Consider the following 25,267-nt stretch of genomic DNA (forward strand, 5'->3'; position numbering starts at 1 on the left):
CGCGCTGCCGGCCACGGGTCTGCCGGCTGCCCGCCTGCCCTTGAGGTGCCCGCCCACGCGGACCAGCGATTACCCGCCCATCCGGACCAGCGATTGCCCGCCCATGCGGACCAGCACAGCTCCCTCAGCCTCTGCCCCCTCAGCGCCCTGCCTCAGGCGGGGACCGGTCGGGAGGACCAGCCGATGACCACTGCACCCAGCGCGTCACCCGTGGCCTCGCCGGCCAATCCCGCCGACCGCGATCCGCTCGACGCCCGCGAGCTGGTCGTGGTGATCACGCCGTTCGCCGAACCGTCCGCGTCCCTGGTCGCCGCGGTGCAGCGGGCCGGAGGGCTCGGGGTGCTGGATCTCGGGCTGCTGGCCGGACCGGCGCGTGATGCGCTGCGGGACGCCGCGCGGTGGGCGCCGGGCCGGTTCGGGGTGCGGGCTGCCCCCGGCTGCCCCCTCGATCCCGACGAGCTGCCCGCGAGCGTCGGGACCGTCGTACTCGTCGCCCGATCCGGTCCGGATCCCCGATCCGGCCCCGTCGCGTGGGCGGATGCCGGGCCGGGCCCGGGGAGCCGCTGGGACATCGGCGCGCTGACGAGCCGGTGGCGGACGAGCGGGCCGCGTGGAGAGGCGCGGCGCCGGGTCTGGGCGGAGGTCACCTCGGTTGCGCAGGCGCGCGACGCGGTGGCGGCGGGGGTCGAGGGACTGATCGCGCGAGGCAACGAGTCCGGGGGGCCTGTGGGCGACCTCACCACCTTCACCCTCCTGCAACATCTGCTCGCGCAGGCGTTCGTCACCACCGAGGGCGCGCCGCTGCCCGTGTTTGCCGCTGGCGGGATCGGTCCGGCCACCGCGGCGGCCGCGGTGGCCGGCGGCGCGGCCGGTGTGGTCCTGGACTCCCAGCTCGCCCTGGTGCGTGAGATGGAGCTGCCGGCACAGGTCGCGGCGGCGATCCGCGCGATGGACGGCAGCGAGACCACCCTCCTCGCCGGCTACCGGGTGTACACCCGCCCCGATCTGCCCGTCGCCGCCATGACGGGCGCCGCCATGGCCGGCGCTGCCACGGCGATCCCGTTCCGGCTGGGTGCGCGTGATCTGCGTAACCAGTTTCTCCCGGTCGGCCAGGACGGAGCGTTCGCCGCCGATCTCGCCGACCGCCACGTGACCGCGGGCGGTGTCGTACGGGCCGTGCGTCAGGGCATCCGCGAGGGCATCGCTGCCGCCGCCCGTACCCGTCCCCTCGCCCCCGGTGCGCCCTTCGCCGCTGCCCGCGGCCTGCGCCACCCGGTCGCGCAGGGACCGATGACGCGGGTCAGCGACCGGGCGGCGTTCGCTCATGCCGTCGCCGACGAGGGCGGGCTGCCTTTCCTCGCCCTGGCGCTGATGAGCGGCGAGGACAGCCGCGCCCTGCTGGAGGAGACCGCGGACCTGCTCGGGGACGCGCCCTGGGGGGTCGGGGTCCTCGGGTTCGCCCCGGCGCCGCTGCGGGCCGCCCAACTCGCCGCCGTGCATGACGTGCGTCCTGCCTGCGCGATCGTCGCCGGAGGTCGCCCGGCACAGGCGGCCCCGCTGGAGGCCGCCGGCATCGACACGTTCCTGCATGTCCCGTCCCCGGGGCTGCTGAACCGTTTCCTGGCCGACGGCGCGCGCAAGTTCGTCTTCGAGGGGCGTGAATGCGGCGGGCACGTCGGGCCGCGGGCGAGCTTCCCGCTGTGGGAGGCGCAGATCGCCGGCCTGCTGGAGTTCGGCACGACCGATCAGGCCGGTCCGGACTTCTTCGCGGGCCTGCATCTGCTGTTCGCCGGGGGCGTGCATGACGCCCGTTCCGCTGCGATGGTCGCCGCGGCGGCCGGGCCGCTCGCCGAGCGGGGCGCGAGCGTCGGCGTGCTGATGGGCACCGCGTACCTGTTCACCGCCGAGGCCGTCGCGTCCGGGGCGATCCTGCCGGGTTTCCAGCAGGCCGCTCTCGACTGCGAGCGCACCGTGCTGCTCGAGACCTCTCCCGGTCATGCCACCCGGTGCGTGGAGTCCGCGTACGTCCACACCTTTCTGGGCCGTCGCCGTGAGCTGATCGCCGCCGGCAACTCCCGCCAGCAGATGTGGGAGGAGCTCGAGGCGCTCAACCTCGGCCGGCTGCGGGTCGCGAGCAAGGGCCTGCGCCGTGAGGGCAGCGAGGTCGTCACGGTCGATCCCGCGACCCAGGCCCGGGACGGCATGTACATGATCGGACAGGTCGCCGCCCTGCGTTCGCGGCGGACGAGCATCGCCGAGCTGCATGACGAGGTCACCGCGCAGGCCACGGCCGGGCTCGCCGCCCGCTCCGCCGAGCTGCGCTCCGCCGAGCCGCGGCCCGCCGACAGGAGCGCGGCGCCCGGCCGCCCGGCCGCCCGGCCGCTCGACATCGCGATCGTCGGGATGTCCGCGATCTTCCCGGACGCCCCGGACCTGGCCAGCTTCTGGGCGAACATCGTCGCCGGCAACGACGCCATCCGCGAGGTCCCGGCCGATCGCTGGGATGCCGAGGTCTACTACCACCCGGACGCGGTGCTCAGGGACGCTGGCCGCAGGACGCCGTCGAGATGGGGCGGTTTCCTCCCGCAGGTGCCGTTCGACGCGCTGGCCTACGGTATCCCGCCGAAGTCGCTGCGCAGTATCGAGACCAGCCAGCTCCTCGCGCTGGAGGTCGCCGCCCGCGCGCTGCGCGGCGCCGGGTACGACGCGGGCCAGAAGGACGTGGGCCAGAAGACCGCCGGCGAGAGTCGGGCGTTCGACCGCTCCCGCACGTCGGTGGTCTTCGGCACGGAGGCCGGGACGGATCTCTCCGGTGCCTACAGCTTCCGCTCCCTGTGGCCGGCGCTGCTCGGGGACCTGCCGGCCGAGCTGGAGGAGTTCCTGCCGGAGCTGGACGAGGACTCGTTCCCGGGCATGCTCGCGAACGTCATCGCTGGCCGGGTCGCCAACCGGCTGGACCTCGGCGGGGTGAACTTCACCGTGGACGCGGCCTGCGCGTCGTCGCTCGCCGCCCTCGACGCCGCCTGCAAGGAGCTCGTCGCGGGCACCTCGGACATGGTGCTGTGCGGCGGCGTGGACACCCACGCGGGCGCCCACGACTTTCTGCTGTTCTCCTCCGTCCATGCGCTGTCTCCGGGCGGTCGGTGCCGCAGCTTCGACGCGGGCGCCGACGGCACCAGCCTCGGTGAGGGGGTGGCCGTCGTCGTGCTCAAGCGGCTCGCGGACGCCGAACGGGACGGCGACCGGATCCACGCCGTCATCCGGGCCGTCGCCGGTTCCTCCGACGGGCGGGCCCTGGGGCTGACCGCGCCGCGCAAGGCCGGCCAGGTGCTCTCCCTGGAACGGGCCTACGGGCGGGCGGGGATCTCGCCCAGCGAGATCGGTCTGCTGGAGGCGCACGCGACCGGAACGGTCGTGGGGGACCGCACCGAGCTCGCCACCCTCACCGAGGTCTTCACCAACCACGGTGCGACGCCGGGCCAGTGCGCGGTGGGTTCGGTGAAGTCGCAGATCGGGCACACGAAGTGTGCGGCGGGCCTGGCCGGTCTGATCAAAATGGCCAAGGCCGTCGAGACCGGGGTACGGCCGCCGACCCTGCACATCGACACGCCGAACGCCTATTGGGACGCCGAGAGCAGCCCGTTCTACTTTGACGACGTCGCCAAGCCGTGGGTTGCCCCGGCCGAGCGGCGCCACGCCGGCGTGTCGGCCTTCGGATTCGGCGGCACCAACTTCCACGTCGTGCTGTCCGCCTATGACGGCGGGCCCGAGCCCGCCCACGGCCTCGACAGCTGGCCCGCGGAGTTGTTCGTCGTCCGCGGCACCGACCGGGCGGCGGCCACCCGGGCGCTGGACCGGCTGGCCGAGCTGATCGTCGCGAACGACGCGGCCGGACGGCCGTTCCGCCTGCGTGACCTCGCCTCCACCGTCTGCGCGGAACGCGGCGGCCCGGTCCAGCTCGCGTTCGTCGCCGACGACCTCGACGCGCTGCCCACCGCCATCGACCAGGCGCGCACGTTCACGTCGAACCCTCGGGCGGGTCTGTTCGTCCGGGACCAGGACGCGGATCCGGGTGCCACCGCGTTCCTCTTCCCCGGTCAGGGCAGTCAGCGGCCCGGCATGCTCGCCGACCTGTTCATCGCCTTCCCACGGCTGCGGTCCGTGCTGGACCTCGCCCCCCGGTGGGCGGACACGATGTTCCCGCCGGCGGCCTTCTCCCGGGAGCAGAAGGCCGCCCAGGCGGCCGCGATCACCGACACCCGTGCGGCCCAGCCGACGCTGGGGCTCGCCGGGCTTGCCGTCCACGACCTGCTGACCAGCCTCGGGGTGCGCCCGGACCACGTCGCCGGGCACTCCTACGGCGAACTGGTCGCGCTGTGCGCCGCCGGGGCGCTGGACCGGCGGGACCTCATCGGCCTGAGCGAGGCCCGTGCCGCGGCGATCCTGGCAGCCGCTGGCGACGACCCGGGCACGATGGCGGCGGTCTCCGCGTCGGTCGAGCAGGTCCGCGCCGCGCTCGACGGGGCCGTTACGGGTGGGGAGGCCGGACCGGGCCGGGTCGTCGTGGCCAACCACAACGCCCCGCGGCAGAGCGTGATCTCCGGGCCGACGGACGCCGTTGCCGCCGCCGTGGCGGCTCTCGGCCGGGCCGGCATCAGCGCCAAGCCGATCCCGGTCGCGTGCGCCTTCCACAGCCCGGTGGTGACGGAAGCGGCGACGGCGCTGGCCGCCCGGCTCGATGAGGTCGAGGTCGAGGCGCCGACCCTGCCGGTCTGGTCCAACACGACCGCCGGGCCCTACCCCGGCAGCCCGGACGAGGTGCGGGCGACGCTCGCCGGTCAGGTGGCGGCGCCGGTCAGGTTCGTCGAGCAGATCGAGGCGATGTACGCCGCGGGGGTGCGGACCTTCGTCGAGGCCGGGCCCGGCCGCGTCTTGGCGCAACTCGTCGGCAGAATTCTGGCCGGTCGACCGCACCGGGTGGTGGCCACCGACGTCGCCGGCGAGCCGGGGCTGCGCCGGTTGCTGCTGGCCCTCGCCGAGCTCGCCGCCGTCGGTGTCGAGCTCGACCCCTCCGCGCTGTTCACCGGCCGCGACGCCCGGGTGGTCAGCGCGACGGACCTGCCGCGCCGTCCCGGCTGGCTCATCGACGGGGCCTATGTGCGCACGCCCGACGGCCGGTTCCTTCCTGGTGGGCTGCGGCCGCCGACCCGGCTGACGGTGCGGACGACGTCACCCGGGGTCGCCTCCGTGCCCGGGGCCGCATCCGTGCCCGAGATCGTCGGCGTGCGCGGGTTCGTCGAGGACACCGTGGCGCCGGCTCCCCCGTTCGACCGCGCCGGCGTGACCGACCACAGCGAGACGACCGACGACCCTGCGGCGGGGCCCGCCGGACTGGCCGAACTTGGAGGTGACGGACCGGTGGACGCCGTGGTGCTGGAGTTTCTGCGAACCACCCGGGAACTGGTCGCGGCGCAACGTGACGTCGTACTGGGCTACCTGGGCATCGACCCGACCGGCCTGGCCCGGCCCGGCCAGCTCCCCGAGGGGCGGCCGGCGGACCTTGTGCGGCCGCGGCCGGGGGTCGTGTCTGACGACGTGCCGGGCTTCGTGCCGCCGCGGCCGGGGGTCGTGTCTGACGACGTGCCGGGCTTCGTGCCGCCGCGGCCGGGGGTCGTGTCTGACGACGTGCCGGACATGGCTGCCGCGAGTCGGGTGGTGCTGGACCGGGCCGCGGTGTCGGCCGCGGTGGTGGGGGTGATCGGGGAACAGACGGGTTATCCGGTGGAGATGCTGGAGCCCGATCTGGATCTTGAGGCCGACCTGTCGATCGACTCGATCAAGCGGACGGAGATTCTGGGGGAGCTGGCGCAGCGGCTGGGTCTGGTGGATGCCGGGTCGGGGGAGCTGGGCGAGGAGGCCGTCGAGGAGCTGGCGGCGATCAAGACTGTCCGCGGCATCGTCGACTGGCTGACGGACCCGCCGGGTGCGGTGTCCGGGGTGCCCGGTGCGGGGGAGGTGGATCTGGTGGCTGCGGTGGATCGGGTGGCTGCCGCGAGTCGGGTGGTGCTGGACCGGGCCGCGGTGTCGGCCGCGGTGGTGGGGGTGATCGGGGAACAGACGGGTTATCCGGTGGAGATGCTGGAGCCCGATCTGGATCTTGAGGCCGACCTGTCGATCGACTCGATCAAGCGGACGGAGATTCTGGGGGAGCTGGCGCAGCGGCTGGGTCTGGTGGATGCCGGGTCGGGGGAGCTGGGCGAGGAGGTCGTCGAGGAGCTGGCGGCGATCAAGACTGTCCGCGGCATCGTCGACTGGATCGTCGCGTCGGTGGATCCGGATGCCGCCGGCGCGACCGAACCGGCCGAGCCCACCGGGCCCGGTCGGTCCGCCGGAGTCGCGAAGTCCGGGGGGGCCGGCTCGACAGCCGCGATCCCGCTACGGCGGTTCGTTGTCGAACCGGAGATCGTCCCCGTGCCCTCGACCCCGGAGCCGGTCGGACGTGCCGGGTCGCTGGCCGGGGCCCGCTTCCTTCTCGTCGAGGGTGGTCTCGGGGTCGGACTCGAGCTCGCCACGTTGCTGGAGCAGGCGGGTGCCGAGGCCCGCATCCTCGCTGCCGACGACCGGGGCCTGGTCGGTCAGGTTCGAGCCGGCGCCGGCGCGGACGGCCTGGTGTGGATCGCCTCGATCGATCCCGGTGCCGGCGACCACGCCGTTCTTCCTGCCGCGTTCGCGGCACTGCGGGCCGCGGCCCTCGGCGGCAGCCGGCGGATGCTCGTCGCGACCGGGCACGGCGGGCGCTTCGGTCGCCCGTCGCCCCACGGCACCGGAGCGCTCGCCCCGGGCGACGCCGGGGACGAGGGGATCCAGCTGACCCCGGGGATGGGCCTCGCCGGCCTGGTGCGCACGATCGCCTGGGAGGTTCCCGACATCGCGGTCCGCCTCGTCGACGTCGAACCGAAGGACGAACCGCGTCGGATCGCCGAGAGCCTGCTCGTCGAGCTGCTCACCCCCGGCGGGCCGTCCGTGGTGGGTTACCGTGACGGGGTCCGCGCGACCCCGCGGATCCGGCCGGTGGAGCTGGGCGTCGCGGGCGACGTCGGCGACGTGGGTGCGGCGGGCTATGCGGGCGAACTGCCCGCCGAGCTCGGTCCCTCCTCGGTGGTGCTGCTCACCGGTGGCGCGCGGGGTATCACGGCGGCCGTCGCCGTGGAGCTCGCCCGGCGCAGCGGCTGCGCCATCGAGCTGATCGGGCGTACCCCACCGCCCACCGGACCGGAGGATCCGGTGACGGCGGATGCGCTCGACGCCCCGGCGCTGCGCCGCGCGCTTGTCGCCACCGGCGTCCGCCGGCCGGCCGAGATCGAGTCCCAGGTGGCCCGGTTGCTCGCCGAGCGGGAGGTGCGCACCACGCTGGAGGTCCTTGGTCGGCTGGCCTCGTCGGTGCGTTACCACGCGATGGACGTGCGTGACGGCGCCGCCGTTGCCTCGGTCGTGGCCGACGTCTACGCCCGCCACGGTCGCCTCGACGGCGTGGTGCACGGTGCGGGCATCCTGGCGGACCGACTCCTGCGGGACAAGACGCCCGAGTCGTTCGACCAGGTGTACCGAACGAAGATCGACGGTGCCCGGGCGCTGCTGGCGGCGCTGCGGGACGACGTCGGCTTCGTCGCCCTGTTCGGGAGTGTCGCGGGCGTCTTCGGCAACCGCGGCCAGGTCGACTACGCCGCCGCGAACGACGCCCTGGACACGCTCGCCGGTGCCTGTGCGGGCCGCTTCGCCGGCCGGGTGGTCAGCGTCGACTGGGGTCCCTGGGGATCCGCGCGGGACTTCGTGGCACGGGCCGGCGGACCGGCCCCCGCGGTGACCGGGGGCGCGGTGGCCGGTGCGGCCGGTGTGACCGGCGGTGGGATGGTCTCCCCGGAGCTTGCCCGGGAGTACGCGCGCCGTGGCATCGGCCTGATCGATCCCGCCGACGGGGTGGCCGCCCTGCTGCGGGAGCTGGCCGCTCCGGCGGGCACGCCCGCGCAGGTCGTCTACATGTGCGCCTCGGTGGAGTCGTTCGATGCCTGAGCCCGGTGCCGGGCCGGGGGGGCGGTCGGCGTCGGGATCCCGGTCCGCGTCCGGGGGCGGCGCCCCACCCATCGCCCTGGTCGGGATGGCGGCGCTGTTCCCCGGCGCCGGCGACCTCGGCACCTTCTGGGGCAACATCGTCGGGGGTGTCGACGCGATCCGGGAGGTGTCGCCGGAGCGTTTCGACGTTGACGACTACTTCCGCCCCGACCTGTTTCGCCCCGACCCGCCCCGCGGTGACCGTCCCGGCGCCGGACCGGGCGGTGTCGGCAGACCCGGCGGTGTGGGCAGCCCCGGCGGTGCCAGCGACGCCTTCTACTGCCGGCGTGGCGGTTTCGTCGAGGAGTTCGCGTCGTTCGATCCGGCCGCGTTCGGCATCATGCCGCTGGCCGTCGACTGGGCCGAACCCGACCAGCTGCTGTCCCTGCGGCTCGCCGCCGAGGCGATCACGGACGCCGGCGGTCCCGAGCGGTTGGGGGACGCCGAGCGTGTCGGGGTGGTGCTCGGCCGCGGCGGCTACGTCGGTCCCGGGGTCGCCAAGCTCGAACAGCGGGTGCGCACCTCCCGCCAGATTGTCACGACGCTGCGCGAGATCCTGCCCGACCTGCCGGCCGAGGCCGTCGAACGGGTCCGGGAGGCGTTCGTCGCCCAGCTCGGACCGCAGCGCCCCGAGGCGTCCATCGGGCTGGTGCCGAACCTCGCCGCCTCCCGCATCGCCAACCGGCTCGACCTGCGCGGACCCGCCTACACCGTGGACGGGGCCTGCGCGTCATCGCTCATCGCCGTCGACATGGCGATGCGTGACCTCGGGTCCGGCCGGACCGACGCGATGATCGTCGGTGGCGCCCACATCGTGCACGAGGCGTCGTTCTGGAGCGTCTTCACCCTGCTGCGGGCGTTGTCCCCGAGTGAGATCATCCGTCCCTTCGACCGGCGGGCCGACGGCATTCTCATCGGCGAGGGCGTCGGCATGGTCGTCCTCAAGCGGCTTGCCGACGCCGAGCGCGACGGCGATCGGATCTACGCGGTGCTGCGGGGATCGGGCACGTCCAGTGACGGCCGGTCCGCCTCGCTGATGGCCCCGGCCGTCGAAGGCCAGACGCTCGCCGTCCGCCGGGCCTGGGCGGATGCCGGGCTCGACCCGACGGCGCCGGGTGCGATCGGCCTCGTCGAGGCGCACGGCACGGCCACCCCCACCGGCGACGCTGTGGAGCTCGCCACCCTCAGCCGGATCTTTGGCACCGCGTCGGGCGGACCGGCCGGGCCGGGTCGGGCGGACATCGGGATCGGTTCCGTCAAGTCCATGATCGGTCACGCGATGCCGGCCGCGGGCGCGGCCGCTCTGATCAAGACCGCGCTGGCGCTGCACCACCGGGTCCTGCCGCCCACGCTGCACTGCGACGAGCCGCATCCGGCGTTCGTGGGCAGCCGGTTCGCGCCGGTGCGCGCCGTCGTCGAGTGGGACGCCCCGGCCGGCGGCGGTCCCCGCCGAGCGGGGGTCAACGCCTTCGGGTTCGGCGGCATCAACGCCCATCTGGTGCTGGAGGAGGCGCCGGCACCCGCGGCGGTGACGGCGGCCCGTACGTTCGCCGCCCCGGCGGTGACCACGGTGGACCGGGCAGCCGACCCGGACGTCGGTCCGGACGTCGAACCGGTGCTGCTGTTCGCCGGGGCCGACGCGGCTGACCTGCTGGCCCAGCTCGACGTCCCGGACGCGGAACTGCTCGCCCGCGACGACGCCGCGACCCCGCCGACCGGTGGGCCGTGGCGGCTGGCCCTGGTCGCGCCGACCGCCCGTCGGCTGGCGCTCGCCCGCACCGTCGTCGAGCGCGGCACCCCCTGGCGGGGACGCAACGACCTGTGGTTCACCCCGGCAGGGATGTTCGCCCCCGCGCGGGCGGGTGGGGACTCCCCGGCGCAGACCGCTTTCCTGTTCTGCGGCTTGGAGGACAAGTTCACCCCGCGGATCGACGATGTCTGCGAACACTTCGGGCTGACGAAGCCGACCCTCGACGACACCGGGATGCTCGGCCGGCATGGCGTCGCGAGCGTTGAGGTCGGCCGGATCCTCGATGTGGCGCTGCGGCGGCTCGGGATCATCCCGGACCTCGTCGGCGGCCACAGCATCGGCGAGTGGAACGCGATGATCTCCTGCGGGCTGATCACCGACGAGTACACCGACGACTTCCTCGCCGGCTTCGACCCGACAGCCCTGGAGGTGCCGGGGGTCGTCTTCGGCGCGCTCGGCTGCGGCGCGCAGCGCGCGACGGAGGTCATCGCCGGGCTCGACGAGGTCGTCGTCTCCCACGACAACTGCCCGCATCAGTCGATCATCTGTGGGCGGGAGGACAGCGTGCGTACCACGCTGGACCGGCTGCGCCGCGACGGCGTGCTGGGCCAGATCCTGCCGTTCCGGTCAGGGTTCCACTCCCCGTTCCTCGAACCGTACCTGGACCCGATGCGGGCGCGGCTCGCCCGCACCACGTTCGTCGAGGCGAGCGTGCCGATCTGGTCGGCGACCACGGTGGCGCCCTACCCGAGCGACCACGACGCCATCCGCGCGCTCGCTCTTCGACACCTGGTCGAACCGGTACGCTTCCGCCAGCTCGTCGAGCGGCTGCGCGAGCGCGGGGTGCGTGCCTTCATCCAGGTCGGAGTGGGCAGCGTCGCGGGATTCGTCGACGACACCCTGCCCGGCAACGACCATCTCTCGTTGGTCACGAATACCGTGAAGCGTCCCGGGCTGGACCAGCTGCGGCGGGTCGCGGCGGCGATGTGGGCGGAAGGCGCCGCGCCCCGGATGGACCTGCTGCCCTGCCGGTCGCGACCCGCGCCGGCGGTGCCGCCGCTCCCCCGGGCGGCCAACGGACCGCACCGCGTCGGCGCCCCGGTGCGGTTGAGCCTCGGCACCCCCCTGATCCGCCTCGGCGGCGGGGCCGGCGACCTGCTCAACCCGGGCAGTGCCGATCGGACCCACCGGAACCCGCCGGCCTGGGCCGAAGGTGACGTGCCGACGCATCCGGTGATTGCCGAGCTGCGGGCCGCGCTCGCCGAGGCGGACGCGGTGATGTCCACCGTGGTCGACCGCTGGTCGCATGGGGCGACGCCGGCTCGGGTCCCCCCGCCCGGATCGGGGGGCAGGGCGATCCCGGGCGATGCGATCCCGGGCGGCGTGCGGTCGGGCGGCGTGCGGTCGGGCGGCGTGCGCGGTGGTGCTCGGTTCCGCGCCGACGATGCTCCCCGGGGCGGTGGCACGTCCGGCGGTGCCGGCGGAAACGGCGACGCGGGTTCGACGGGCGTCCCTCCTCGCCGCGGCGCGAGCGCGGCCGACGGCGGGGCGGCCGGTCGGGGCACGGGCGCCGATCGGACGTCCGCGGTGGGCTGGGTACCCGTGCCCCGTGACAGTCCCGAACCCGGGCCGCGGATGTTCCGGCGACGGCTGTCGCTGGCGTCGATGCCGCACATCGTCGACCACTGCTTCTACCGTCAGCCGCCGGGCTGGGCGGACATATCCGATCTGTTCCCGGTCGTGCCGATGACCGAGGTCCTCGAGCTCATGATCGGCGAGGCCGCCGCGCTGCTGCCGGGCCGGGTGCCGGTCGGTGTCCGAGACGTCCGGGCGTTGCGCTGGCTCGCGATCGAGCCGGCGGTGGAGGTGTCCATTGCGCTCGCCCCCGCGGGGCCGGACGCGGTGCGGGTGACCGTGGACGGCTACGCCCGCGGCACGGTGCTGTTCGCGGCGGACCACCTGCCGCCGCCCGAGTCAACCGCGATCACCGCCGATCTGTCCGTGGGCCGGACGGGCCCGACGCTGCCCGTCGAGCGGCCCCCGCGGCATCGTGGCAGGGATCTCTACGGGGCCCGGTTCCTCTTCCACGGTCCCGGCTACCAGGGCATCCATCGGATCGAGGCGATCGCCCCGACCGGTATCCGGGGGCGTCTGCGGGTGCCGTCGGCGTCCGGCGCCCTGCTCGACAACGTGGGCCAGCTCTTCGGCTACTGGGCGATGGAGCATCTGTCCGACGACTCCCTCCTGCTCCCGCAGTCCCTGGCCGACGTGCAGTTCCACGGCCCGGCACCGGTGGAGGGCGACCTGGTGGACTGCGTCGTACGGATCCGGCAGGTGGCCGAGCGCACGGTGACCGCGGACATGGAGGTGCGGCGGGCCGACGGACGTGTCTGGGCGGTCATCACCGGGTGGACCGACCGCCGGTTCGCCAACGACGACGTGCTCTGGGCGATGGTGCGTGCACCGGAGTTGAACACGGTGGCCCAGCCCTCCGGTGAGGGCTGGGTGGTCGCCGTGGACCGCTGGCCCGACGCGGCCTCGCGGGAACTGATCGTGCGCCACTACGCCGATGCCGCCGAGCGTGCCCGGCTCGCCGCGCTCAACCCCAGGGCGGCACGCGGCCGGCTGTTGGGACGGATCGCCGCCCAGGACGCAGTCCGGCGATGGCTGTGGGAACGGGGAGCGGGGCCCGTCTGGGGGATCGAGGTCGGGATCCGTAACGACGACGTGGGTGCCCCGGTCATCACCTCCCTGCCGGCGCGGCCGGGTGTCCCAGCGTTCGACCCCCCGGGGGTGTCGCTCGCCCACAAGCCGGAGCTCGCCGTGGCCTTGGTCGCCGCGGACGGGGAGGTTGGCATCGATCTTGAGCGGATCGTGTCCCGCGCCGCCGGGGTCGAGAAGGCGGCCCTGGCGCCCACCGAACTGCGCCTGCTCGACCGGGTCGCCGGCACCGATCCTCACCGGCGGGCCGTGTGGTTCACCCGGCTGTGGGCGGCGAAGGAGGCGGCGGCGAAGGCCGACGGAACGGGCCTCGCTGGCCGTCCACGTCGGTTCGTCGTGGACGGCCCCCATCCCTTCCCGGGGAAGGCCCATTCCCCGGGAAGGGATGGGCTCGCGTCCTCCCCGGTGGGGGGCACCCCGCCCGACCTGGTCCGGGTCACCGTCTACGGGGATGGTCCCGACGGGTCGGTGCCGGAGCGGACCCGGTGGGTGGCGTTGCGTACGGTGGACGCCGCCGGCCGGATTCAGCCGGAACCGACCGGCCCGGCGCCCCGCGAGGGCGGGGTATCGCCGTCGCGGCGTCAGGACGCTGTGGGCGATGACGTCTCCACCGGAAGAGTCGATATCGCTACCGTCAGTTATGTAGTCGCCTGGACCTCCCCCGAGGTCGAGGCGCATGGTCTCCAGAGCCAGAAGGAGTGTTGATGATGTCTGCGCAGAGCACGACGAGGCAGGGTCCTCCCGGCCCGGATCCGGACGACCGCACCGACGCCGTCACGCGGGCCGAGGCCGAGGCCCGGATCCTCGGCGAGGTCACGGAGCTCCTGCGGGAGGTGATCGGGGAGGAGTACGTCGTGGACATGGAGATCACGATGGCCACCTCGTTCAATCAGGATCTCGAGCTGGAGAGCATCGAGTTCGTGGCGCTGGCCGACCGGCTGCGTGGGCGCTACGGCGAGGCGGTGGACTTCGTCGGCCTCCTTGCCGACATGGACGTCGACCAGGTGATCAACATGCGGGTCGGCGAGGTCGTCCACTTCATCGTCGACAGCCTCCCGACGCTGGCGCCGGCGGGATCGGCCTGAAGGCCCGTGGCTGAGATCATCGCGAACGGGATCCGGCTGCACGTGCAGCGACTGGCGCCCAGGGGCGGAGCGTCCACGGACTCGCCGGTCGTCGTGATGGTGCACGGCATGGTGATGGACAACATCTCCAGCTTCTACTTCACGCTGGGCAACTGCCTCGCCGATGCCGGCTGCGACGTCATCTGCTACGACCTGCGCGGCCATGGGCGCAGCGAGCGGACCCGCGGCGGCTACGAGCTGGCGGACTCGATGGCCGATCTGCTCGGGCTGCTCGACGAGCTCGGGGTGGATCGCCCGGTGCACCTGGTGGGTAACAGTTACGGCGCCACGATGGCGCTGGCTTTCGGGCTGGAGTTCACCTCCCGGGTGGCGAGCCTGACGCTGATCGAGCCGCCGTTCCTGATCGAGGGTCTTGGCGAGGAGATGGCCCGATCGCTGACCCAGATCCTCGTCGCGATGACCGACGAGGAGGTCCAGGAGTGGTTGGACAACGGCGCCGGACGCGTGGCCAGCCGCGCCACCCGGGCCGCGCAGCGGCTGCTGCAGGAGACGACGATCGCCACCGACATGCTGGCGACTCCGCCGTTCTCCACCGAGGCGCTGGCCGCGCTGAACGTCCCGGTGCTCGCGGTGTACGGGGAGAACTCCGACATCATCGGGCAGGCTGCGGGCCTGGCCGCGCTGGTGCCCGAGTGCACCCTGATCGTCCTGGAGCACCACACGCACATGGTGCTGCGGGAGGCCGCGCACTACCTGCGGGACCTGCTGCGGTGGTGGTTGTTCCGCCGCCAGACGCCGCCGCCGCCCTACGTGCGCGCGAACGGCCGGCGCTTCGCCACCCCGGACTGGGTGACGCAGCGGGTGCCGCCGCCCGATCTCAACGCCGAGCGCCGGCCGGCCCCGATCTCGGCCGACGCGGCAGTTGCGGCCGGCGAGGGGCGTGAGGGGCGAGGGGCGTGAGAAGAGTCTGATGAGCCGCGTGCTGTTCGTGGTGCCGCCCCTGACCGGGCATGTCAACCCGGCGGTCGGGGTCGCCGCCGAGCTGGCCGCCCGTGGTCACGAGGTGGCGCTCGCCGGGTACGCGGGCGTCATCGGATCGTTGATCCCGCCGGAGCTGGCCCTGCTGGCGTTACCCGAGGCGGGCCTGGGCGAGAAGTGGTCCCGGATCCAGGACGCGTCTCGGGCGCTGCGGGGGCCGGCGTCGCTGAAGTTCCTGTGGGAGGACTTCCTGCTCCCGCTCGGCTCGATGATGGCCCCGGCGATCGACAGGATCATCGACGACTTCCAGCCCGACCTGCTCGTCATCGACCAGCAGGCGGTGGGCGCCGCGCTCGTCGCCCGTCGCCGGGGCCTGCGCTGGGCGACCCTCGCGGCGACCTCCGCCGAGTTCGACAATCCTTACGGGGTGCTCGCGGGCCTGGGGCAGTGGGTCGTCGACCGCCTGCGGGAGTTCCAGACCGGGCACGGAGTGCCGCCCGACGAGGCTGCCATCGGGGACCTGCGCTTCTCCGAGGCGTTGACCCTCGTCTTCTCCGTCCGGGAAATGCTGCACAATCCCGGGATCCCGGACTACGCGGTCTTCGTCGGCAGCGCGGTCGGGAAACGGGCCGGGGCGGGCGAGTTCCCCTGGGACTGGCTCGACCCGGCCCGCCGGGCGGTGCTCGTCTCCCTCGGCACGGTGACCCGGGAGGCCGGCGGTCGGTTTCTGCGGGCGGCGGCCGAGGGGCTGCTCGGCCTGCCCGAGCGGGTACAGGCGATCGTCGTCGCCACACCCGGGCTCGTTGACGACCTCGCCGCCGCGGCGCCCGACGATCTGCTGGTCGCGCCGTTCGTGCCGCAGGTCGCGTTACTTCCGCGGTTGTCGGCGGTGGTGTGCCACGCCGGCAACAACACCGTCTGTGAGTCGCTGTCACACGGGGTTCCGCTGGTGGTCGCCCCGGTTCGCGACGATCAGCCGATCATCGGCGAGCAGGTCGTCCGTAACGGGGCCGGGGTGCGCGTCAAGTTCGGTCGGGCCGGACCCACCGCCGTGCGTTCCGCGGTGACGGCCGTGCTGGACGATCCGTCGTACCGGGCCGCCGCCGCCCGGATGCGGGCCGCCTTCGCCGCGGCCGGCGGGGTGGCCGCCGCCGCCGATCACCTTGAGAAGCTGGCGGTCTGATGCTCGGTCTGGCGGTCCGGTGATCGGTCTCGTGGTCTGATGCTCGAACGGTTCTGACGTCGTGCTGACATGGTTGCCGATCCTGGTGTGTGCCGGTCTGGCGATCAACGGTGTGCGGCTGCGCGGTCGGCTGCGTCGTCTCGACACCCTGCCGGCCTCCGGTCGCCCGGTGGACCCCGCGCATGAGTTCCTCGTCGCGACCGGGGTCCGCCTCTCCGACAGCGGCCGACGGGCGGCCAGTTACCACGCCAGCCGGGACCGGCTCGACGTGCTCGACCTCGTCCCGGCGGACCTGACGGCCGAACGGGCGCTCGACCTCGCCCGGATGGTCGACACCCGCACCTACCGGGCCGACCGCTGCGTGCCCGGCCGCGGCGCCTTCCAGGCGCTGCTGGTCCACTCCGAGATTCTCCAGCGGGCTGGGATCACCCGCCGGGACGGTTTCGACCCGGTGGAGCTCGTCGACATCACCGAGCGGCTGAAGACCTTCGCCTCCGGCTCGACGGATCTGGCGGTGCTGCCGGGGCTGCGTGCCGCCCGGGACGACGCGGCGATGCGTGTCCGCGTCCAGCAGCGGGCCTACCGGTTCACCCGGCAGAACCAGCTCTTCCCGTTCGTACCCCAGATCGCCACCGCGATCGGCTTCCATGTGAACCAGCCGTTCGGCCTCGCGGCCATGGCGCTGTTCTGGTTCCAGCCGTTCTTCGTCTGCGCCGGCCGGGTGCCGCTGTCCCCGCGCGATCTCATTCGTTCTCCCATCGTGCGCATCCTCGGCGGGGTGCTGTTCGTGGTCGACTCCGTGCGGGCCGGCCGGGCGCAGGCCGTGAAGGCGGCTGAGGCGAAGGCCGCCGGGCTTCCTCCGGACCCGGTCAAGCATGCGGCCAGGCAGGAGACCGCCGCCAGCCGCGCCTCCTACTCCCAGGACGTCCAGGCCGGCCTCGACCGGTTCCTGCGCCACGACCGGGCCGACTGCCCCTGGTGCGGATCGGTCGAGCTCGCCACCCGGGTGGAGTCGCCGGACCTGCTCCTGCGCAAGCCCGGTTCCTTCCGGCTGGACGGCTGCGAGCGCTGCGGGCATGTCTTCCTCAACCCGTCGTTGAGCCCGGCCGGGCGTGAGTTCTACGACCGGGACCGCTACGACGGCCTGCGCACCGATGTCGCCGAGCAGGTCCTGGCCGCGATCGCCCGCGAGCGGCGCGAGCAGGCTGCCGCCGTCCGACCGTTCGTGGTGCCACGGACCTGGCTGGACGTGGGGGCCCGGTACGGTCACTTCGCCAACGCGGCCCGAGAGGTGTGGCCGAGGACGGTGTTTGACGGGCTCGACACCTTTCCCGGCCTGGCCAAGGGCCTGGCGCGCGGCTGGATCGACCACGCCCACTACGGCCGTTTCTCCGACGTCGTCGACAGCCTCGCCGGCCGGTACGACGTCATCAGCATGTTCGACTACCTGGAACGCCGCGACGACCCGTCGGCGGAGCTCGACGCCGTCGCGAAGGCGTTGCCGCCTGGCGGGCACGTCGTCTGCGAGCTGGCCAACGCCGACTGCCGGCAGGCCCGCTGGCTCGGCCGGTTCTGGCCCGGCTGGGCGGTCCCCGAGCGCGCCCACTTCATCCCCGCGGAGAACCTGATCGCCGCGCTGGAGGACCGGGGGCTGCGGCCGGTCGCGGTGCGCTTCGCCGCGGCGCGCCGTCCCGGTGGGCTGACCGGCGCCCTGCTGCTCGCCGTGGCCATGATCGCGCCACGCCCCATGCCGTGGCTGCCCCAGCAGGCCGGCCCGGTCGGCGCGGCCGGCCGCGTCCTGGTGATGCTTGTGGCCAGCCCCCTACTGGGACTGGCCCGCCTCCTCGACCGCCTTGCCGGCCGGTACGCGCACGACGCCCGGTACGCCGGCACCTACCTGATGATCGCCCGCAAGGAGCTCTGACCTCGGCGGACCGGTTGACCGGAATGTGCGGCGCGGCACAGGGATACGGGACGCGACGAACGAATGTCCCGCGGAGCTCAGGAGGCCAGCGCCCGCGGAGCGCGCGGCACCGACGCCGACCAGCCGCGGTCACGCAGCGCCCCGCCTACGAGGGAAGCCACCTCGGCCGGGGCGTCCCGCGCCAGGCGTGCCGGCAGACGGATGAGGAGCTGGCCGGTCGGCTCGGCGACGACCGTCGGCCCAGGGACCGTCGCCTGGATCTCCACCCGCACGCGCCACGGCTCGTACCAGACGTCGAGGCGCGCCATCGGCTCGTCCGCGGGCCCGTTGACACTCGGGGTCCCTACCGGCAACCCCCACTGGGCCTCGATGCGACGGTACATGATCTCGGTGAGGCGCGGCGCGTCCCGGCCCAGGTCGTCCAACGTCTCGGTGATCAGCGTCCGGCGGCTGATCGGACCACGCCGGGCCAGCGCGATCCGCAGGCTCGCGACGGTGACGAAACGTTGACGGACAGCGTCAACGAGCAGGCCCTGCGCGTCCGCGCGGGTAGCCGCCCACTCGGCCATGTCGATGACGGACCGGGCGGGGGCCGTCCGCCGGGGCAGGCGGAGGGGATCGATCTCGGTGATGTCGAGCCGAGCGCTGTGCCGCAGAAGCACGCCCGGTGGCGCGGCGATCCGGCGTTCGGTGGGCAGGAGAACCGTCACCGGGCCGGTGCCGTAGCCGTCCAGACCCGCGAGCCCCGCCGCGCAGGCGCCCGCGAGCACCGCGTCCGGGCCGACGGCCTGCAGGGCCCCCCACAGCTCCTGCATCCTCGTCACGGGTGTGGCGGTTGTGATCAGCACGCCGCGGAAGGGTTGCTGCCAGCGACCGTCGTTCAACCGTCGGCGGATCTCGTCGCGGGTGATGCCGGCGTTGATCGCATCGCGTATCGTGATCACGCCGGCCTGCATGGTGGCGATCTCCTGCCAGGAGAGTCGGCCAGGGTTATGGGCCATGAGAAGACGATGACGGTTGTCTGTCTGTTGGGCCAGAACCTTTTTCGGGCTGTGGATAACTTTCGGCTGTCTCCTTCCTGACGGCCGCGTTCCGGACCGGGTCAGCCATGCCCCGGGTGGTGGTCCCCGACGCCGGGAACCCATCCCCGCGCCCCCGGGTGAGTGCTCTGGCCGCCGGGACCGCCGGGACTGCCGGGGCCGCTGGGACGCGCCTTGGGCGGGACGAGCCGGTAGACCTCCTCGTCGGCCGGCGGTTGCTGGCCGATGCCCGGAAACCCGACGGGCGGGGCAGGCTCGATCCGACGCTGTTCCTCCGCGCCGGTCCGCGCAGGGCCGGCCTGGTCCGTACCGGCCTGGATCACGTCGGCTCCGGCGGTTCCGACGTGGTGACCCGCCAGGGGCGTGGCGGCCGCGTCAGGTACGGACCAGCGGTCGGCCGCGGAGACCCCAGGCAGCAGGACGGTGCCCGGATTGCAGTCCCCCGGCACCACCCGTCCCGCCCCATCGACCGGGTTGACCAGCAGGAACGCGGTCGCCGGCAGGGTCTGGACGGTGGTCGGCTCCACGGTGAACTCGTATACCCGCTGGGAGGTCGTGCCGTCGGTTGTCGAGTCGCTCACCGACGAGTTTGTCGTGCGCTGCCAGGTCTGCGATCGCGACGCCGTCACCGACTCCTGCCATCCGGCGTTCTTCGACGTGTTCTGCAACCAGGGCAGCAGCCGGGTGCCGTCGTAGGTCCGGCCGGTTCCGCCGCTGGTGCCGGTCGTCTCCGAGGTGCCGTCCTGGTAACCGACGCTGTCGCTGTCGCCGGCCGTGAAACTGCGCCCCACCTGGGCCGTCACCTGAGACATGACGAAGCGGTAACCACGCCCGATGAATTCCGCCGCGGTCGCGGCGTCCTTACCGTTCCCCAATCGCATGATGATCGTCGAGCCTCCCTGGCTGCCCAGCACCCGTTCGGCGTCGTCGGCGAGCCGTTCGAAGAGCAGCACGAGCCGCACCCCGGCGAGCTCGGCGTGGCGGGTCAGCCCGGTCAGGACCGCTCGGCCGAGATGGTCCGCCCCGGCGACGACCAGCATGTCCCGGCCGGTCGGCCCGCCCCGCTGGCGGCAACGGAGCTGGTGGAGCACGGTCTGGACGAGGAGCCGGTCCGTGAGTTCCTTGCGGTGGGCGGACGAGTCCCGGCTCGACGTGGCGAGAACCCGCAGCCCGGGTACCGGCCACCAGGCCGTCAGTGGACGGGGCGCGCTGTCGACCCTGGCCGTCGGCATCCTGGCCGTCGGCATCCTGGCCGTCGACATATCGGCGGCGGCCGCCAACATATGGGCCTCGACCGTCGCGGCCGGTGCCGTCGCGGCCGGTGCCGTCGCGGCCGTGGCTGGTGGTGGCGGGCTGAGCGCCTCCAGCGAGGAACGCAGGTAGCGCAGCTCGTCGGCGATCCGGTCACCGCGGCCGAACGCGTCCATGTGCGCGGTGAGCTCCCCGGCCTCGGCCGTCGACAGCGACGTGGCCGCGCTGCCGTCGTCGAGACCTTCGAGGACGCGCAGGCCCTCGGCGAGACGGCGAATGCTGAGCCGTTCGTACAGAACGACGGCGACGGTGGTGACCAGGTCCGCGTGCAGGGCGCGTCGGTGCGGATCATCGCCGCTCTCCTGGGACATGCCGAACGCGTCGGCGACGAGCTCGCCGGCCTCCCGCGGCCCGAGGCCGTCGAGGAGCGCCACCTCGTCGAGCTGGCGGGGCAGGTCCCAGGACTCCACCGGCCAGCGCGCCTGGCCGGCGAGGCGTGCCAACCCCCCGCCCACCGCCCGCTCGCTGAGATCGACGAGCAGGATGCCGGTGCCGCCGGTGAGCACCGAGCAGCCCGCGGTGGCCAGCAGGCTCGCCCATCCGTCGCCGGTTCCGCCGAACACGTCGATCCTGGGGGTCGCCGCGGGGGCCGAGACGGGATAGAAGACGGCGGTGGCCTCTCGGCGTCGCAGCTCGGCCCGGTCGTGCGCGTCGACCTCGGTCTGCCAGGACGTCAACGCCTGCAGGTGGCGGGTGTATCCGTCGGCCCGGGCCGACGCGGCCCGGGATCGTGTCCGGCCCAGCCGGTAGTGCAGGATCAGCGGAGGCAGGCACGCGACCACGGCGAGCGCGAGTCCCGCCGGGACGAAGAAGAACCCCCCCTCGCCCGCGAGCAGCATGCCGAACACCACGAAGGCCATCGGCAGGACGAGCCTGGTCAGCAGGGCGCGGACGGCATGGTTTCGCCGGGCCGTGAGCGCGGTCAGATCGGGCGATTCGGGCTCCTGCCAGACCGGTTGACGGTCGGCGAGCGGGCTCGGGGCCGATGGACCGGTGTCGACGAACTCCCAGCCCCAACGCTCCCGTGGAACGAAGAGCCCCTGGATCAGCCGGGCCTCAGTCGTGGTTAGCGTGCCCACCCCCATCGCCGACCCTCCGCCGTCCCACTCGCCTGCTCCCGCGTCGCAGCCCACCGTGCCGCAGCCCCGACGGCCGCAGCCCACCGTGCCGCAGCGACTCCCCGTTCCCGATCATCGTGCACCTGGAAACGATCTCGGCACGCCCGGTGTCAGTACTGGGGCGTTACGTGGCCATTATGGCGCGCGGTGTCCACTCTGTCGCGTTCCGCCGTGCATGTCGGCCCCGCCGTAACGTCCCGACGGTCGACGGGCCCGGGCGCTCAGTCCCGCGCTGTCCCGAACGCGGATGCTGTCCCGAACACGGATGCTGTCCCGAACGCGGATGCTGTCCCGATGGACGGGCCGAGGGCGGTGGCCGCCGCGGTGGACTCCGGTGGGGCGCTCCCCGGTCCGCTCGGCGCGGGGCCGACGAGGTCGGAGATCTGGGTGGCCAGCTCGGCCAGTCCCTTGCCGGTGCATGCCTGGTGGAGCGCGTCCGACAGCGAGGTGGCATCCGCCGCGCCGGTGAGTTCCCGGACCGCCACGGTGAGGCCGCTGACCGCCGGATCACCGATGTTGACCTTCTCCCGGCCCGGAGCGTAGAAGGCACCGTTCTTCAGCCGGGTGAGCTGTTCGCCCACGGTCTCGCCCGGCAGGGTCAGGCCGCGCTCGCGCCAGGCCGCGGTGAGCGGATGCGGGCCCGCGCCGGCCCCCCGCCGGCGCACTGCGTCAACCAGCGCCTGCCGGACGTCCTGCCAGCGGTACATGCCCGCGGTCAGGTGCCGGGAGTCGACGGTGTTCGCCGTGTTCGCCGTGTCCGCCGTGTCTGCCGCGTCCGCCGCCTCTGCCGCGTCCGCCGGGGACGGCGGCAGGCCGAGGAGCCGGCGCAGCGTCGCGAGCAGGGCGGCGGTGAAGTCGTCCGGGTCGACGAAGGGGCGCAGCGCGGCGGCGCGGGCGTCCGTCGCCCGGTCGGCGGCATGGGCGAGCGCGCAGTCGAGGATGCGACCCGGCAACGCGGCGAGGGTGGTCCGCAGGGGTTCCGCCGGAGCGAACGGCGCGATCCCGAGCAGATGGGTGAAGCCCATGACCTGGTGCGCGGCCACCGCCTCGACCCACACCACCAGCAGGGGATCGCGGGCCGCGAGGGCGGACGTCTCCGTCTCCTCCAGGGTGCAGGCGGGGCCGGCGACGCAGGCCGCGCCGCAGCCGAGGCTGCGCCGTCCGGCCAGGGGCACCCGGTCGTAGCGCGCGTAGCGCGCGCTCTCCCGGTCGTCTCCGGCGACCATCCGGGCCAGCACGGGACGGTCCATGCCGTCCGCGCTTACCGCCGCCACCCCCGCCGGCAGCGCGACGACCAGTTCGGACTGATCGTCGCGCAGGTTCATTGTCGCGCCGACGGCTTCTCGGTCGTCGGCGGCCGGGAGCCGGTGCATCACCTTCAGTGCGGTGTTCTTGATAACGTCGGGAAGGATCTTCGCTGGGATCTGCTCCACGACAACGAGCCCCTCGCCGTAGGCGCGGATCTCCGCGAGCAGTGAGGCGAACAGGTCGACGGAGGCCGCGGCCGGGCCGTCGGTGACGTTCTTGAGCAGCCGGTGGGCCTCCTCCAGGACCAGGACGTGGCGCAGTCCGCCCGCGCCCGCGGTGGCGTACCGGACCCGCAGATGCTCCACGACGCGGATCAGGACGGCGCCGAGCAGGAACGCCTTGTCCTGGTCGCTGGTGATGTCCTCCAGCTCGAAGACGACGTTGCGCGCCAGCAGGGCGCCGATATCGATCGGATGCCCGCCCTCGAAGAACCGACCGGGAGAACCCTCTCGCAGGCTACCGATGCGCACGTCGACAAAGCCCCGGACGTCCGCCGTGACCTCCACGCCGTAGCCGATGTTCTCGACCACCCTCGTCGCGGTGCGCTGCAGGTCCCCGAGGGTCGGATATCGCCTGCGCACGTCGACCTTCGGGTCCTCCTCCGGCCCGGTCACCCGGAATCTGGGCCGGTGCGCGGGCTCCGGCCGGTCCAGCACCAGGTTCCATCCCAGGTCCTGGTAACAGACCGTCAGCGCGCGGGCGAGCACCTGGGGGAACGGCTCGTGCGCCTCGAACGCCGCCAGGAACAAGGCCCGGACGAGATCGATGTGGCTCTGCAAGGGAAAGCCGGGCTCGGGTTCCAGCGGGTTCAGTGACGCCGGTGGAGCGTCGAGCCGGCCCGGCCTGATGACGAGCACCTCGGCGAGGCCGGCGAGCCGCCCGGCCATCCGGGCGTACTCGGCCTTGGCCGGCTCCAGGACCAGCCACGGAACGGGCGCCGGAGCACGGGTCAACGACTCCAGCAGCGACCGCACGGTCTGTGACTTCCCGGATCCGGTGGCGCCGCAGACGAAGGCGTGCCGGTTGAGCGTCGCGAGGGAAACCGAGAACGCGCCGGCCGGCATCCAGCCGGCGTCGAGCACGTCGCCGAGCCGAACGGCGCCGGGCGTTCCCCGGGGGTCCGCGGGACCGGACCGGTTCGGACCCTCGGGCGTCACGTCGAAGGCGTGCGGTGTGATCAGGGTGATGCCCGGCAGCTCACGGCCGGGCGGCCGGGCCAGCGCCGCCAGCAGCTCCGCGCTCGCCCGCGGCGAGGACCGCGGTGAGCCGGCCAGCCCGCCGGCTCCGGCTCCGACCCCGGCTCCGACCCCGCCGAGGGCCCCCGCGAACGAGGTGACCGGGCCGGTCGGACGCAACGTGTAGGGCAGCCGGTCGAGATCGCTGGAGCTGCACAGCAGGGCGGCCAGCGAGACCGCGCCGGCCGGGGTCACCCCACCGACCAGGATCTCCACGTCCCACATGCCGCTCGACGCGCCCCGGCCCAGTTCCCGGTAGCGGGCCTCCGCGCGCTCCAAGTCGAGCCGGGCGCCCTGGTCGTTCTCCCGCCGGCGCAGCACGGGGATCGATCGCGCGAGGTCCGCCCGTTCCTCGGCGAGATGCTCGGGGGGCACCGGCCACGCGAGCACAAGCCAGGCGAACGGGCCGACGAGATGCGCGGCGTAGTCGTCGAACGATCCGCGGCGGGTGTCTGGCTGCCGGGCGTCGGTGCCGGGATCGGCGGCCCACAGGGCATCCGGGAGGCCTTCGCACCGCAGCCAGTAGGGGAAGCCGGCGAGCTGGGCGGGTACGGCGTCCGGTGGCAGCGCCACCGCTGTCGATCCCGGGGGGTACAGCAGCGGAACCGCGGTTGCGGCTGGTGTCGACGTGGCTGTTGCGAGCGACGTGGCCGCCGCGGTCGGGTCTGTCGCGGTCGGGTCCGCTGGGAAGAAGGGCCGGCCGCCGGCGAGGAACCGGATGTGCGCCTCACCCGGGCCCCGTAGCCAGGCGACGGCGATTCCCGGCCGGGCTGCTCCCGGCACCGGGTACGGGCCGCCGCGAGTGGACGCACCGGAGGCGGTGGGTTCGTGGCCGGGCCCGAGCGAGGTCAACTGCGCGTGCGCGCCGACGAGGGCGGCGAAGAGCGCGGCCGGTACGGGATCGGGCCGGTCGGGTGTGTCGGGTCGCCGAGGGGCGGTGAGGATGCGGTGGAACCGGAAACCGGCGAGCACGATCGGAGGGGCCTATTCGTGCCGGCCGCGCTGGGAACGGCTGCCGGCCGCCCGTACCACCATGCGGGCTCCTCGTGGTCTTCGTCTCGTCTCTCCGTGAACATACTTCTGATCATCGGTGCCGATGTGGCAATCTATCACCCTCCGCTGGGCATTGGATCCGGATCGTGTCCATCGTTGCTCGAAGTATCCGAATTCCGAGATCGGGGAGGAGTGAAGGTCGAACATGGAGGCATGGACGGCTGTCTTCGATCGTCACGGTCCCGGGCGCATGGACTCCCGTCGCCGTGATCGCGGTCTGCGGGTGTCGTGGGCCGACGCACCGGCGGCTGCCGCGGGATACCTCCCCAGGTCGGGGTACCTCGCCGGGCTGGGCGACCTCGCCAGGCCGGCGTGAATGATACGTATTGTCATCGCCGGTGCATCATGGCCGCAGCCGGATGGCACGGGCGTGGCGGCCGTCGGGGGCGGCAAGGGTCACGGGGGTGGCAAGGGTCACGGGGGTGGCAAGGGTCACGGGGGTGGCAAGGGTC

At 73.6% G+C, this 25,267-nt stretch carries 10 protein-coding genes; 7 read left to right on the plus strand and 3 right to left on the minus strand.

Features of this window, described 5'->3' with window-relative positions:
* Positions 1-183: 183 nt before the first annotated feature.
* The 6 genes from FRANCCI3_RS04635 to FRANCCI3_RS04660 all read left to right on the plus strand — a co-directional run bounded on the left by FRANCCI3_RS04635 (position 184) and on the right by FRANCCI3_RS04660 (position 17,750).
* Entirely contained in the window at positions 184-8,070 is a 7,887-nt protein-coding gene (locus tag FRANCCI3_RS04635) for a type I polyketide synthase (RefSeq protein WP_011435378.1), read from the plus strand.
* On the plus strand, positions 8,063-13,285 hold the full coding sequence (locus FRANCCI3_RS04640) for a type I polyketide synthase (protein WP_011435379.1): 5,223 nt from the start codon (positions 8,063-8,065) through the stop codon (positions 13,283-13,285). Before FRANCCI3_RS04635 ends, FRANCCI3_RS04640 begins: the two co-directional genes overlap by 8 nt.
* Positions 13,286-13,287: 2 nt before the next feature.
* Positions 13,288-13,665, plus strand: a complete 378-nt coding sequence (locus FRANCCI3_RS04645; protein ID WP_235186826.1) for an acyl carrier protein — start codon at positions 13,288-13,290, stop codon at positions 13,663-13,665.
* A 6-nt stretch (positions 13,666-13,671) separates the two neighbouring features.
* Positions 13,672-14,625: an alpha/beta fold hydrolase gene (locus tag FRANCCI3_RS04650; RefSeq protein WP_011435381.1), complete on the plus strand. Its 954-nt coding sequence runs from the start codon at positions 13,672-13,674 to the stop codon at positions 14,623-14,625.
* A gap of 10 nt (positions 14,626-14,635) precedes the next feature.
* On the plus strand, positions 14,636-15,826 hold the full coding sequence (locus tag FRANCCI3_RS04655; RefSeq protein ID WP_011435382.1) for a glycosyltransferase: 1,191 nt from the start codon (positions 14,636-14,638) through the stop codon (positions 15,824-15,826).
* A gap of 61 nt (positions 15,827-15,887) precedes the next feature.
* On the plus strand, positions 15,888-17,750 hold the full coding sequence (locus FRANCCI3_RS04660; RefSeq protein ID WP_011435383.1) for a class I SAM-dependent methyltransferase: 1,863 nt from the start codon (positions 15,888-15,890) through the stop codon (positions 17,748-17,750).
* A gap of 77 nt (positions 17,751-17,827) precedes the next feature.
* Here the strand turns inward: FRANCCI3_RS04660 and FRANCCI3_RS04665 are convergent, their stop codons facing one another.
* The 3 genes from FRANCCI3_RS04665 to FRANCCI3_RS04675 form a co-directional block, all read right to left on the minus strand.
* Positions 17,828-18,751: a type IV toxin-antitoxin system AbiEi family antitoxin domain-containing protein gene (locus FRANCCI3_RS04665; protein ID WP_108913720.1), complete on the minus strand. Its 924-nt coding sequence runs from the start codon at positions 18,749-18,751 to the stop codon at positions 17,828-17,830.
* A gap of 101 nt (positions 18,752-18,852) precedes the next feature.
* Complete coding sequence (locus FRANCCI3_RS04670; RefSeq protein ID WP_011435385.1) at positions 18,853-21,186, minus strand: hypothetical protein; 2,334 nt, start codon at positions 21,184-21,186, stop codon at positions 18,853-18,855.
* A 254-nt stretch (positions 21,187-21,440) separates the two neighbouring features.
* A complete protein-coding gene (locus FRANCCI3_RS04675; RefSeq protein ID WP_011435386.1) occupies positions 21,441-24,734 on the minus strand; it encodes an ATP-binding protein in 3,294 nt (1,097 codons plus the stop codon).
* 226 nt (positions 24,735-24,960) lie between these two features.
* Here FRANCCI3_RS04675 and FRANCCI3_RS26685 point away from each other — a divergent pair, with 226 nt between their 5' ends.
* A complete protein-coding gene (locus FRANCCI3_RS26685) occupies positions 24,961-25,131 on the plus strand; it encodes a hypothetical protein (protein ID WP_023841020.1) in 171 nt (56 codons plus the stop codon).
* The last annotated feature ends 136 nt before the right edge of the window (positions 25,132-25,267 follow it).

Source organism: Frankia casuarinae (assembly GCF_000013345.1).
In the GTDB taxonomy this organism is placed as follows: Bacteria; Actinomycetota; Actinomycetes; order Frankiales; family Frankiaceae; genus Frankia; species Frankia casuarinae.